The sequence below is a fragment of the Planktotalea sp. genome (assembly GCF_049680325.1).
Taxonomy (GTDB): Bacteria; Pseudomonadota; Alphaproteobacteria; order Rhodobacterales; family Rhodobacteraceae; genus Planktotalea.
Genome location: NZ_JBAUHO010000140.1, coordinates 1 through 11,628 on the forward strand (window position 1 = coordinate 1; position 11,628 = coordinate 11,628).

Annotated in this window: 11 protein-coding genes and 2 pseudogenes; 7 read left to right on the top strand and 6 right to left on the bottom strand. The window is 56.8% G+C overall.

Annotated features, from left to right (window positions below; genetic code table 11):
• A pseudogene (locus WBC85_RS06230) lies at window positions 1–80 on the top strand (amino acid ABC transporter ATP-binding protein); the annotation flags it as partial.
• Between the two features lie 139 nt (window positions 81–219).
• On the opposite strand, the gene WBC85_RS06235 reads toward WBC85_RS06230, so the two are convergent.
• From WBC85_RS06235 to argB, 3 genes are read right to left on the bottom strand one after another with little or no spacing between them, the layout of a single operon-like run.
• Window positions 220–708: a SixA phosphatase family protein gene (locus WBC85_RS06235; RefSeq protein WP_424434060.1), complete on the bottom strand. Its 489-nt coding sequence runs from the start codon at window positions 706–708 to the stop codon at window positions 220–222.
• A gap of 3 nt (window positions 709–711) precedes the next feature.
• A complete protein-coding gene (locus WBC85_RS06240) occupies window positions 712–1,332 on the bottom strand; it encodes a ferredoxin (RefSeq protein ID WP_424434062.1) in 621 nt (206 codons plus the stop codon).
• 32 nt (window positions 1,333–1,364) lie between these two features.
• On the bottom strand, window positions 1,365–2,225 hold the full coding sequence (argB, locus tag WBC85_RS06245; RefSeq protein WP_424434064.1) for an acetylglutamate kinase: 861 nt from the start codon (window positions 2,223–2,225) through the stop codon (window positions 1,365–1,367).
• A gap of 152 nt (window positions 2,226–2,377) precedes the next feature.
• Here argB and WBC85_RS06250 point away from each other — a divergent pair, with 152 nt between their 5' ends.
• Entirely contained in the window at window positions 2,378–3,706 is a 1,329-nt protein-coding gene (locus WBC85_RS06250) for an NAD(P)-dependent oxidoreductase (RefSeq protein ID WP_424434066.1), read from the top strand.
• Window position 3,707: 1 nt separating this feature from the next.
• Entirely contained in the window at window positions 3,708–5,012 is a 1,305-nt protein-coding gene (gene preA, locus WBC85_RS06255) for an NAD-dependent dihydropyrimidine dehydrogenase subunit PreA (protein WP_424434068.1), read from the top strand.
• A 78-nt stretch (window positions 5,013–5,090) separates the two neighbouring features.
• On the opposite strand, the gene WBC85_RS06260 is transcribed toward preA, so the two are convergent.
• Window positions 5,091–5,741, bottom strand: a complete 651-nt coding sequence (locus WBC85_RS06260) for an HD domain-containing protein (RefSeq protein ID WP_424434070.1) — start codon at window positions 5,739–5,741, stop codon at window positions 5,091–5,093.
• A 34-nt stretch (window positions 5,742–5,775) separates the two neighbouring features.
• On the bottom strand, window positions 5,776–6,399 hold the full coding sequence (locus tag WBC85_RS06265) for a YdeI/OmpD-associated family protein (protein ID WP_424434072.1): 624 nt from the start codon (window positions 6,397–6,399) through the stop codon (window positions 5,776–5,778).
• A gap of 201 nt (window positions 6,400–6,600) precedes the next feature.
• Between WBC85_RS06265 and WBC85_RS06270 the strand changes: the two genes are divergently transcribed.
• Complete coding sequence (locus WBC85_RS06270; protein ID WP_424434074.1) at window positions 6,601–8,646, top strand: FAD-dependent oxidoreductase; 2,046 nt, start codon at window positions 6,601–6,603, stop codon at window positions 8,644–8,646.
• A gap of 112 nt (window positions 8,647–8,758) precedes the next feature.
• Here the strand turns inward: WBC85_RS06270 and WBC85_RS06275 are convergent, their stop codons facing one another.
• A complete protein-coding gene (locus WBC85_RS06275; RefSeq protein ID WP_424434076.1) occupies window positions 8,759–9,451 on the bottom strand; it encodes a metal-dependent hydrolase in 693 nt (230 codons plus the stop codon).
• A gap of 134 nt (window positions 9,452–9,585) precedes the next feature.
• Between WBC85_RS06275 and gatC the strand changes: the two genes are divergently transcribed.
• The 3 genes and pseudogenes from gatC to WBC85_RS06290 form a co-directional block, all read left to right on the top strand.
• Window positions 9,586–9,873 (top strand): Asp-tRNA(Asn)/Glu-tRNA(Gln) amidotransferase subunit GatC, encoded by a 288-nt coding sequence (gatC, locus tag WBC85_RS06280; RefSeq protein WP_424434078.1) that lies wholly within the window; start codon window positions 9,586–9,588, stop codon window positions 9,871–9,873.
• Window positions 9,873–11,360 (top strand): Asp-tRNA(Asn)/Glu-tRNA(Gln) amidotransferase subunit GatA, encoded by a 1,488-nt coding sequence (gene gatA, locus WBC85_RS06285; protein WP_424434080.1) that lies wholly within the window; start codon window positions 9,873–9,875, stop codon window positions 11,358–11,360. The genes gatC and gatA overlap by 1 nt, the downstream gene beginning before the upstream one ends.
• A gap of 31 nt (window positions 11,361–11,391) precedes the next feature.
• Window positions 11,392–11,628: pseudogene (locus WBC85_RS06290) on the top strand (hypothetical protein); the annotation flags it as partial.

Consider the following 11,628-nt stretch of genomic DNA (forward strand, 5'->3'; position numbering starts at 1 on the left):
AGAATGAACCCGAAGCGTTCTTCAACAACCCGCAATCAGAGCGCACGCAGTTGTTCTTGAGCCAGATTTTGGGTCACTGATCGAAAACGCAACTTGCGTAATATCACGCATTCCAAGCGATAAGGGCAGGCCTTCGGGCCTGTCTTTTTTGTTTAAGGGGCTCTGCCCCGTCTCAGCAAGCTGAGACTCCCCGGGATATTTGGGGAGAGAGGAAACGGTTTAAATTAAGTCGCGCGGCGTGATGAAGCGGCTAATGTCGTTTGCCCCGAACGTGAGCTCTGACCAGTTTTCGACATTGCATGTGAAGGCGGTTGTTGCACCTGTGGGGTAGTCGAAAAAACGCGGATGACCGGGTGCGGCTTTTGCAAGGCGTTCTGCAAAATCTCCGATACCCGGGTTATGAGCGAGCACGAGAACTGTTTCGCCTTGAGCGCGCTGAACGTATTTCATCAGCACATCTGAGGAGGACATATAGAGTGGCTCGTGCAAAGTTATTGGAGCTGCGAGTTTAAGCAGTGCTGCGGTTTCTTGAGTGCGCTGTGCGCTGGAGACCAACATTTCATCTGGCAAAAGGTTCTGTGCGCGCAGCCATTCGCCCAAAGCCGACGCAGAAGCGCGTCCGCGCTCGTTCAACGGGCGTTCGATATCCGCGCCAAGATGGTCCCAACTGGATTTTGCGTGGCGCATGACGATTAGCGTTTTACTCATACATTACTCTCCCAAAAATGCGCGCATGTGAAAAGCGGATTGTGCGGGTTTGCGCCCATAGGCCTTTGAAACTGGACAAGCACGCCGCGCGGCGCAGCCTTGGGCACCGCAATCTGCGCTGTCGATCCGGCCAATGTGGGTTTTGCACAAAGGCACATCATAGGCGTCCTGTCTCAAAGCATCGACCGGACAAGCCGTGCGACATGGTTGGGCACAATCGGTGCAAGGAGAACGGCCTGATGGCGGGATTGGCAAAAGGACAGGCAGGTGCAGTGCGGCGCGGTAGGAAACGAATAGGCCTGCCAGATCATGTACCAACATACCAACCGGAGACACCCACGCGCGATTGCTCGCCAGCGCCCAAGATATGAAGGGAGGGTAGGGTGGACCGTCAGACGGGAACACCGCTATGCCAGCGAAGGTTTCGGCAATCGGCTTTAGCGCGCGCTTGGACCAGCGATCCAGCGGATCGGGCCGCCCGTCAGCAAATTCGCGGCTGGCGCTGACATGTCCCCAAAAGTCAGGTTCGCGCGGGCCGAGCAGAACGATGGTTTCTGCGTCTTCGTGCAACAGGCCGAGTATCTCAAGCTGTTCGGCATGAACGGCCTTTGTGAGGTGTTCCAATGTGGCCTTTGCCGCGCCCGTCACGGATATGACTAACCGCGAATAAGAGAGCCGGCGCCGTGCTCTGTATAAAGTTCAAGCAAGCAAGCGTTTGGCGCGCGGCCATCCAGAATAACGACAGCGCGCACACCGCCCTCGATTGCGTCCAATGCGGTTTCTGTTTTTGGGATCATCCCGCCCGCAATAGTGCCATCGACGGTCATCGCACGGATTTGGGCGGCGCTGAGTTCTGTGACAACTTGGCCCGTGCCGTCCTTAACGCCAGCCACGTCTGTAAGCAGCAACAGGCGATCGGCTTTAAGGCTTGCGGCAATTGCGCCAGCAGCAGTGTCGCCATTTACGTTGAAGGTTTCCCCGTCGCGCCCTGTTCCGATCGGGGCGATTACGGGAATAACGTTATCGCGTGCAAGGCCACGTAGGAATTCAGGGTTCATTTCAGACGGTGTGCCGACAAAGCCAAGATCAGGATCGGTTTGATCGCAGACCATAAGATTGGCATCCTTGCCCGAAAGCCCGACCGCTTTTCCACCCTGAGCATTAATCGCCTGAACGATGCGTTTGTTGACCCGGCCCGAGAGAACCATTTCGACCACTTCGACCGTAGCCGCATCGGTGACGCGCTTGCCGTTCACGAATTCTGATTGAATATCAAGCCGTTCCAGCATTGCGTTAATCATTGGCCCGCCACCATGCACGATAACAGGGTTCACCCCGACCTGCTGCATCAGCACCACATCGCGCGCAAAGCTGTCCATGCCAGCATCACTGCCCATGGCGTGGCCACCCAGTTTGATAACGACTGTCGCGCCTTCATAGCGCTGCAAATAAGGGAGCGCAGATGAGAGCGTTTGCGCAGTCGCAATCCAGTCGCGATTCATATCTTGTTTCTTCATGTTGGACCTCTTTCCCTTGGTTACCGCCCTCTGCGCGGCGCAGCAAGCGAAAGCACGAATGCGTAAATTTCAGGCATCCATAATTTTACCAGTTGATAAAATTTCAAATCCCTGCAAACCTAATCAAAAGGTCAAACTGACAGGAGAGCGCGATGCCAGCGGATATGCTCGCAGATGGGGTACGCTCGGGGCGCTTGAACCCTGATGAGTACAAACAGAACTTTTCGGATTTGCACGCGCCTCTGGACGCGCATGAGGCACTGGTCGCCGCCGATCGCTGTTATTTTTGCCATGATGCGCCTTGCATGACGGCCTGTCCGACGGACATCGACATTCCGCTTTTCATTCGGCAGATCGCGACGGGCACGCCGGAGGCGGCGGCGAAAACCATTCTGACCCAGAACATACTGGGTGGCATGTGCGCGCGGGTTTGCCCCACAGAAACGCTCTGCGAAGAGGTTTGTGTGCGCGAGGTTGCGGAAGGCAAACCGGTTCTTATCGGACAGCTTCAGCGCTATGCGACAGATACCCTGATGGAGAAAGGCGCGCATCCTTTTGAACGTGCGCCTTCAACGGGCAAGCGCGTAGCGGTGATCGGGGCGGGGCCTGCCGGTCTGGCCTGCGCCCATCGCTCTGCAATGTTGGGGCATGAGGTTGTGATCTTCGATGCCAACGACAAGCCCGGCGGGCTGAACGAATATGGGATTGCTGCCTACAAATGCACGAACGACTTTGCGGCGCGCGAAGTGGACTGGCTGCTGGGCATTGGTGGCATCAAGGTAAACCGCGGCGTTGCTTTCGGGCGTGATGTTACGCTGAAAGAGCTTCAGGGGGATTTCGATGCGATTTTCCTCGGGGTCGGGCTTGGCGGCGTGAACGGGCTTGGCATTGATGGCGATGACAAGGATGGCGTGAGTGATGCGGTCGATTTTATCGCTGACTTGCGACAAGCCAAAGATTTGAGTGCGCTGTCCATTGGACGCGATGTGGTTGTTATTGGAGGCGGTATGACGGCAGTGGATGCAGCGGTGCAAGCCAAGCTGCTCGGCGCGCTCAATGTGACGTTAGTGTACCGCCGCTCCCGCACGCGCATGAATGCGAGCGTGTTCGAGCAGGATCTAGCAGCTTCCAAGGGTGTTCGGATTATTACCAACGCCTCTCCCGTTGCGGTGCATGGCAATGGCGCTGTGCGAGAGATCGAATTCGAATACACTGACGATGATCTGAAACCGACGGGCCAGAAGGTGCGTTTGGCTGCCGATCAGGTATTTCGTGCAATTGGTCAGACCTTGGTGGGCGAGAGCCTACCCGAGCTGGACGGAGGCAAGATCAAGGTGAGCGAGACCGGCGCAACCACTGTCAAAGGCGTTTGGGCCGGGGGCGATTGCGCCACGGGCGGTGACGATTTGACAGTGACAGCCGTTGCCGAAGGGCGCGATGCGGCGATGGATATTCATATCACATTGATGGGAGGCGCATAGCATGGCCGATCTCACGACAGATTTTCTAGGCATCAAAAGCCCGAACCCGTTCTGGCTGGCCTCGGCGCCGCCTACGGACAAAGAATACAATGTACGCCGCGCGTTCGAGGCAGGTTGGGGCGGCGTTGTCTGGAAGACGCTTGGCTCTGAAGGGCCGCCCGTCGTCAATGTGAACGGGCCTCGATACGGTGCGATCTGGGGAGCGGACCGCCGTTTGCTGGGTCTGAACAACATCGAGCTGATTACCGACCGCGATCTTTATACCAACCTGGAAGAGATCAAGCGCGTCAAGGCGGACTACCCTGATCGCGCAATCATTGTTTCACTGATGGTGCCTTGCGAAGAAGAGGCGTGGAAAGCGATTTTGCCGCTCGTTGAGGACACAGGCGCGGACGGGATCGAGCTGAACTTCGGTTGCCCGCACGGCATGTCCGAACGCGGCATGGGCGCAGCAGTCGGGCAGGTCCCTGAATACATCGAAATGGTGACGCGCTGGTGCAAGCAATATTACTCAAAGCCCGTGATCGTAAAGCTGACACCCAATATCACCGATGTGCGCAAACCTGCGGCGGCGGCAAAGGCGGGCGGCGCGGATGCGGTTAGCCTGATTAACACGATCAATTCTATCACGGCGGTCAATCTGGACACGATGAGCCCCGAGCCCTCTATCGACGGCAAGGGCACACACGGGGGCTATTGCGGCCCCGCGGTCAAACCGATTGCGATGTCTATGGTTTCGGAAATCGCGCGCGCAGAGGCGACCAAAGGCCTGCCTATCTCTGGCATTGGCGGGGTTACCACATGGCGTGATGCGGCCGAGTTCATGGCGCTTGGCTGTGGCAATGTGCAGGTCTGCACGGCGGCCATGACCTATGGCTTCAAGATCGTGCAAGAGATGATTTCGGGCCTCAGTCAATGGATGGATGAGAAGGGCTACACCAATACATCGCAATTTGTTGGTATGGCCGTGCCAAATACGACCGACTGGCAGTATCTCAATCTGAACTACATCGCCAAAGCGGTGATTGACCAGGATCTTTGCATTTCCTGTGGGCGCTGCTTTGCGGCCTGTGAAGATACGTCACATCAGGCAATCGAAATGTCAGATGACCGTAAGTTTAGCGTTAAAAACGACGAATGCGTTGCCTGCAATCTCTGCGTGAACGTGTGCCCTGTGGAAAACTGCATTACCATGGATGCAATGCAGCCAGGCACGGTTGATCCGCGCACGGGCAAAGTGGTGGAGGCAGAGTACGCCAACTGGACCACCCATCCGAATAATCCCTCGGCAACGGCCGCGGAATAGTTTTCGACCGCCGCTGATCTCCCCAGTGGCATAGTGAGGCCCTCGCCTGCGTGAGTGCGGCGAGGGTCTTTTTGTTTTCTACCCTGCAATCTGATCCAGAAACGCGTCGCGAAAACCCAGCAGCTGGTCATGGCGCTGCGCCGCGATGCGCTGGCCTTCGCGCGTTTGAAATCCGGCGCTGAGGGTGAGAAGCTTGGTCTCGAAGTGATCTAGCGCGAAGGCGCGATCATCAAGGCGGCGGCGCGCGGCACGCGGATCACCGGGATCATATAGCGCACTGCCCATGCGGCCCGCGACATAAAAACAACGCGCAACGCCGATCAAACCAATGGCATCAAGACGATCAGCGTCCTGCAAAATGCGCGCCTCTAGGGTCATTGGCTGGATATTGGCAGAAAAACTATGTGCTTCGATGGCATGACAAACGGCATCCACTTTGGCGACGTCCCACGCGAGCGGCGCAAGGTAGTCACGTGCCTTTTGCGCGGCCAAGCTAGAGGCGCGCGCGCGATCCGGGCTGTCCTTTTCAACACTGATACAATCATGCAAGAGCGTCGCAGCAAGCAGGATTTCCATGTCGCCGCCCTCAACTTGCGCAATGGCGCGCGCATTTGCCCAGACGCGGGTGATATGGGCGATGTCATGGGCACCGTCGTAACTGTTGGGGATGGCGTAGCCTATAAGTTTCCCCGCCAAAGCCTCGTAGGGCGCAAAATGTGCAGCGTTCATTTATCTTTCCTCGAATTGCGCTTTGTCCGAAAAGCTATTCGCGCTCGTTTGCGCCTTTGCCAGCAAGTATTTTGCCGCGAAAGCTATTGATCCGAGCAACGCGCGTTTCTGGTTTCTTCGCCGATGCCAGATGTATCACATAGCTGCGCTGCCGCCCGGGCGTCAGGCGCTCAAATGCATCAGCCAGCTCTGGATCGGCATCCATGGCATCAATCAATTCGTCTGGTAGGGTCACGTCAAAGGCGGCTTTTACAGGTTTGATTCCCGCTTTGGCATAGGTAATTGCCTCTTGCAAATAACTGCGAATAACAGGCGCAAGCTGTTTGATCTGGGCCGCATCGGTGAACTTGAGAATGTCGGATTGTTGCGTATTCGGGCCGCGTTTTTCGAGAATGTTTTCGGGATCTTTCAGAAGCGATCCATTGAAGAACGTTAGCCGTACATCATTGCGAAAGGCCCCCAGAATCGCGATATTACGAGCGCCGTGAACATAGCAGGGGTGACCCCATTTCACGCATTCCGTAAGAGAGAGTTCAAGGCAGATATCGCGCAGCAGCGCGAGCGCCTTTGAATACTTGCGCGCCGAGCAATCCGCGCTTGCAAAGTGTTTGCAGCGCCCGCATCCATCCGCAAAATAGGTTTCGATGTCAGTTATCATTCTGTCATCCTAACGTGAACCGCGCGCCTAAGTCACCTGATGAAAAGCGGATAGGGGGGGTCGTTCCTGTCGTCCGGCTGGCGTTGTTTTCGGGGCTAAGCGCTTGTCCATAATGGCGTTCCAAACAACTTGACGGAGTGTCAATTCTGGAAAAGGCTTGGCCCGACACTGATGTCAGGCATTGACGCGTAAGGAAGCCCCATGTCCAAGGATCCACTGCTACAACCCTTCCAGCTCAAACACCTGACCCTGCGCAATCGGATCATGACGACCAGCCATGAACCTGCCTATCCACATGATGGCATGCCCAAAGAACGCTATGCGGCCTACCATGCCGAGCGCGCCAAGGCGGGGGTTGCGCTGGCGATGACAGCAGGCTCTGCCGCCGTAAGCCGCGATAGCCCGCCCGTGTTCAACAATATCCTCGCCTATAAGGACGAGGTTGTCCCATGGATACAGAACCTGACGGATGCGGTGCATGAACATGGCTGCGCCGTGATGATCCAATTGACGCATTTGGGGCGACGCACCAGCTGGAACAAGGGCGATTGGCTGCCCTCTGTGTCCTCGTCCAAGCATCGCGAACCTGCGCATCATGCGTTCCCGAAGCTGATAGAAGATTGGGATATTGACCGGATCATCACCGATTTCGCCGATGCAGCGGAACGGATGCAAGCGGGCGGAATGGACGGTATCGAATTGCAGGTTTACGGCCATTTGCTCGATCAGTTCTGGTCACCCCTGACCAATGACCTGGTCGGCCCGTACGGGGCAGACACCTTGGAAAATCGCATGCGGTTTCCGATGGATGTGCTCGCGGCGATCCGCAAGCGTGTCGGCGCAGAATTCATTGTCGGCCTGCGCTACACAGCGGATGAAGCGCAAAAAGGCGGCATAACGCCAGAAGAAGGTTTGGAGATATCCAAGCGGCTTGCCGATACGGGGCAGGTGGATTTCCTGAACGTAATCAAAGGGCGCATCCACACTGATCCTGCGATGACCGATGTGATCCCTGTACAAGGGATGAAATCCGCGCCGCATCTCGATTTTGCGGGGGAGGTGCGCCGCGCCACAGGCATGCCGACCTTCCACGCAGCGCGCATCCCCGATGTGGCGAGCGCACGTCATGCAGTGCAGGCAGGCTTGCTTGATATGGTCGGGATGACCCGCGCGCATATGGCCGATCCCCATATCGTGCGGAAGATCATTGAAGGGCGCGAGGAGGACATTCGTCCCTGCGTTGGCGCGACCTACTGCCTTGATCGCATCTATCAAGCGGGCGAGGCGCTTTGTACGCATAACGCTGCCACGGGCCGCGAACTGACAATGCCGCATGATATTCCCGTCGCGGCAATCAAGAAAAAAGTAGTGATTGTAGGGGCTGGCCCCGCAGGTCTGGAGGCCGCGCGCGTTGCGGCAGAGCGCGGTCATGACGTCAGTGTGTTTGAGGCCGCTGCACAGCCTGGCGGGCAGGTCCTGCTGACGTCGCAATCCCCGCGCCGGCGCGAGATGATCGGGATCATTGACTGGCGCATGGCCCAATGTGCAGCGCGCGATGTGACGTTCCACTTTAACACTTGGGCCGAAGCCGGAGATGTCATGGCGCTTCACCCTGATGTGGTGATCGTCGCGACGGGCGGTGTGCCGAACTTGGAGCTGTTTGAAAAACGCGGCGAGCAGGCACATATCGTATCCGCATGGGACATTATCTCTGGCGATGTGAAACCTGCGGGCAAGGTTCTGATCTATGATGAAAGCGGCGACCATCCCGCCCTGCAAGCAGCAGAAATCGCCGCGAATGCAGGGGCATCCGTCGAGATCATGACGCCGGATCGCACGTTTTCGCCCGATGTCATGGCGATGAACCTTGTCCCTTACATGCGCTCGCTTCAGAATAAGGACGTGACCTTTACGCTCACGCGTCGTCTGACGGGGGTTGCGCGTAGCGGCAACACGCTTAGGGCAACGATCGGCACCGACTACAGCGATCATACCTATGGGATCGAGGTCGATCAGGTCGTGGTGAACTACGGCACCATGCCGCTGGATGAGCTCTATTTCGATCTGAAACCGGCATCCTCCAATCTTGGCGAGGTAGACTACGCTGCGCTGACGGCGGGTGCATCACAAACCCTGCAGCGCAATGAGGCTGGCATGTTCCAACTGTTCCGCATCGGCGATGCGGTGTCGGCGCGCAATACGCATGCAGCGATTTATGATGCCCTTCGATTGCTCAAGGATATCTAGCCTGCGTCGCAGCAGGGCCGGCCACATCATATCCTGCAACGCCAATTGACGGGAAATGATCGCTGGCAGGGCCTTGGCTTTGATCTGAAAGGTTGAAGGCACCGTTCCAGATCTAGATATCGATTGGAACCAGGACTTCCGGCTCGATAACGTTGGCATTTGGCACAGCCTCAACCATCGCTTGGACACTTTGCTCCAACACGGGGAAGGTGTTGTAGTGGCACGGGATTACCGTTTTGAAGTTGAAGAAGCGTTTGGCTGCATAAGCGGCACGTTTCATATCCATTGTGAAATGTCCGCCTGCGCAAAGAATGCCAATGTCAGGGTGATGCAGGTCCTCAAAAAGCTCCATATCCATCATCACATCGGTGTCGCCACTGAAATAGATCGTGTGACCTTCGCCCGAAATCATAAATCCGCTTTCGGTGCCTGCATACATAGGTCCGTCGTCACTGTTAAACGTGCTGGAATGGGCCGCGGTGACCATAGTCACGCTGACCTTGCCAAGCATTACGGTGCCGCCCTTGTTAAAGCCGACGGTCTTGATACCCATCTTGCCTTCCATATAGCCCATATGATCGTAAATCCCGACAGCGGGGATATCGCGTTCCTTGGCAATCGCGAAACCATCTGCGCAATGATCGAAGTGGGCGTGGCTGATGAGGACATGGCTCGCACCCTCAATCGCCTCTGCGCGGCGCTCTTCCGGGAAGACGGGGCACCCCGTCAGCCAAGGATCAATGAGCAGGATCTGATCCTCGATCTCGATGCGAAAGCCGGAGTGGCCAAGGGGGATAATTTTCATGTGGTGCCTCCTGATTGCTGTGTCAGAGGCTAACATGTGCGAGCGATATGAAAAGAGGGAACCTGAGTGCCCTTGCGAGCGGCGCGCGCGGGCGCTAAACGCTAGCGCAACAGGTTAAAGCCGGAGAATTGCCGATGTCCATTGATGTAGAAACTGCCGCGCGTGTGGCGAAACTCGCCCGTATCAAGGTCGAGCCGGACGCGCTGCCGGCCTTGGCGGAAGAATTCAGCAATATCCTTGGCTTTATCGAGCAGTTGAATGAAGTTGACGTTGAAGGCGTTGAGCCAATGACGTCCGTCACGCCGCAAAAACTATATCGCCGTCAAGACGAAGTGACGGATGGTTCCCAGCAGGAAAAAGTGCTGGCCAATGCGCCCGATGCGCGTGAAGGGTTTTTCGCGGTTCCGAAGGTGGTTGAATAATGTCTGATCTTAGCAAAATGACGCTGGCAGGCGCGCGCGATGCGCTGCGCAAGGGCGAGACAACATCCGTCGAGCTGACCGAAACTTTCCTGAAAGCGATCGAAGGCGCGGGCGCTTTGAATGCGTTTGTGCACCACACGCCGGAAATCGCATTGGAGCAGGCTAAAGCCGCTGACGCGCGTATCGGCGCGGGCGATGCCCCTGACATGTGCGGCTTGCCAATTGGCATCAAGGATTTGTTCTGCACCAAAGGTGTGCCGTCTCAGGCGGCCTCTGCCATTCTTGAGGGCTTCAAGCCCGAGTATGAAAGCACGATCACCCAGAACCTGTTTGACGCCGGCGCGGTCATGCTGGGCAAGTTGAACATGGATGAATTTGCCATGGGCTCGTCTAACGAGACTTCGACCTATGGCAATGCGGTCAACCCATGGCGTCGCGGCAATGATGACGCCCAGCTCACGCCGGGCGGCTCTTCCGGTGGCTCTGCTTCTGCGGTTGCGGCGGACCTTTGCCTTGCAGCGACGGGCACAGATACCGGCGGCTCTATCCGCCAGCCTGCCGCTTTCACGGGCATTACTGGGATCAAACCGACCTACGGGCGTTGCTCGCGGTGGGGCGTTGTGGCCTTTGCTTCCTCGCTCGATCAGGCGGGTCCAATGACCAAAGACGTGCGCGATGCGGCGATCATGCTGGAAGCGATGTGTTCTTATGATGCAAAGGACAGCACCAGCGCCAATCTGCCTGTGCCGAATTTCGAAGCGATGCTGACGGGCGACATCAAAGGCAAGACCATCGGTATCCCCAAAGAATACCATATGGACGGCATGCCCGATGAGATCGAAAAACTTTGGGCCGACGGCACAGCAATGCTGAAAGCCGCGGGCGCGAAGATTGTTGATATCTCGCTGCCGCATACGAAATATGCCTTGCCGGCCTATTATGTGATTGCTCCTGCTGAAGCGTCGTCCAACCTCGCGCGTTACGACGGCGTGCGCTATGGGCACCGCGCCAAGCTTGAAGCAGGTGACGGCATCACTGAAATGTACGAAAAGTCACGCGCGCAGGGTTTTGGGCAGGAGGTTCAGCGCCGTGTCATGATCGGAACCTATGTTCTAAGTGCCGGTTTTTATGACGCATATTACAACCGTGCCCGCCGTGTTCGCGCGCTTATCAAGAAAGACTTTGATGATGTGTTTGCTGCTGGCGTTGATGCAATTCTGACGCCTGCGACCCCAAGCGCGGCCTTTGGCCTTGGCGAAATGAAGGATGCGGATCCGGTACAAATGTATCTAAACGATGTGTTTACCGTGACTGTGAACCTTGCCGGTCTGCCGGGCATTGCAGTGCCGACAGGGCTGGATAGCAAAGGTCTACCGCTTGCATTGCAGTTGATCGGCAAGCCATGGGAAGAGGGCGATTTGCTGAATACCGCCTATGCGCTAGAGCAAGCGGCAGGGTTTGTAGCAAAACCTGCCAAATGGTGGTAAGAGCGCGCAAAACATACGAGGCAGTCTCAAAATGAAACGCATTATCCTGACGGCTTTCGCGCTTGGCGCGTTGGCCGCGTGTAGCCCTGAAATCCCTGATAGCGGCGCAGGCGTCGGCTTTGGCGATTACAACGCGTATGAGCAGCAACAGGCAGCGCGCGACGCTGCGTTGCAAGGCTCGACGCTACCAGCGCCACAAGCGGTAAGCTCGGAAACGCTTGCACCGGCATCCGCGACAGGCATTGCGCCCTCAGCGACAACAGATACC

Bases quoted from the DNA above. Each gene is read 5' to 3' on its own strand.
- argB (WP_424434064.1), bottom strand. From the start codon at position 2,225: ATGAAGAAACAAGATATGAATCGCGACTGGATTGCGACTGCGCAAACG.
- WBC85_RS06260 (WP_424434070.1), bottom strand. From the start codon at position 5,741: ATGAACGCTGCACATTTTGCGCCCTACGAGGCTTTGGCGGGGAAACTT.
- preA (WP_424434068.1), top strand. From the start codon at position 3,708: ATGGCCGATCTCACGACAGATTTTCTAGGCATCAAAAGCCCGAACCCG.
- WBC85_RS06275 (WP_424434076.1), bottom strand. From the start codon at position 9,451: ATGAAAATTATCCCCCTTGGCCACTCCGGCTTTCGCATCGAGATCGAG.
- WBC85_RS06265 (WP_424434072.1), bottom strand. From the start codon at position 6,399: ATGATAACTGACATCGAAACCTATTTTGCGGATGGATGCGGGCGCTGC.
- WBC85_RS06250 (WP_424434066.1), top strand. From the start codon at position 2,378: ATGCCAGCGGATATGCTCGCAGATGGGGTACGCTCGGGGCGCTTGAAC.
- gatC (WP_424434078.1), top strand. From the start codon at position 9,586: ATGTCCATTGATGTAGAAACTGCCGCGCGTGTGGCGAAACTCGCCCGT.
- WBC85_RS06270 (WP_424434074.1), top strand. From the start codon at position 6,601: ATGTCCAAGGATCCACTGCTACAACCCTTCCAGCTCAAACACCTGACC.
- WBC85_RS06235 (WP_424434060.1), bottom strand. From the start codon at position 708: ATGAGTAAAACGCTAATCGTCATGCGCCACGCAAAATCCAGTTGGGAC.
- gatA (WP_424434080.1), top strand. From the start codon at position 9,873: ATGTCTGATCTTAGCAAAATGACGCTGGCAGGCGCGCGCGATGCGCTG.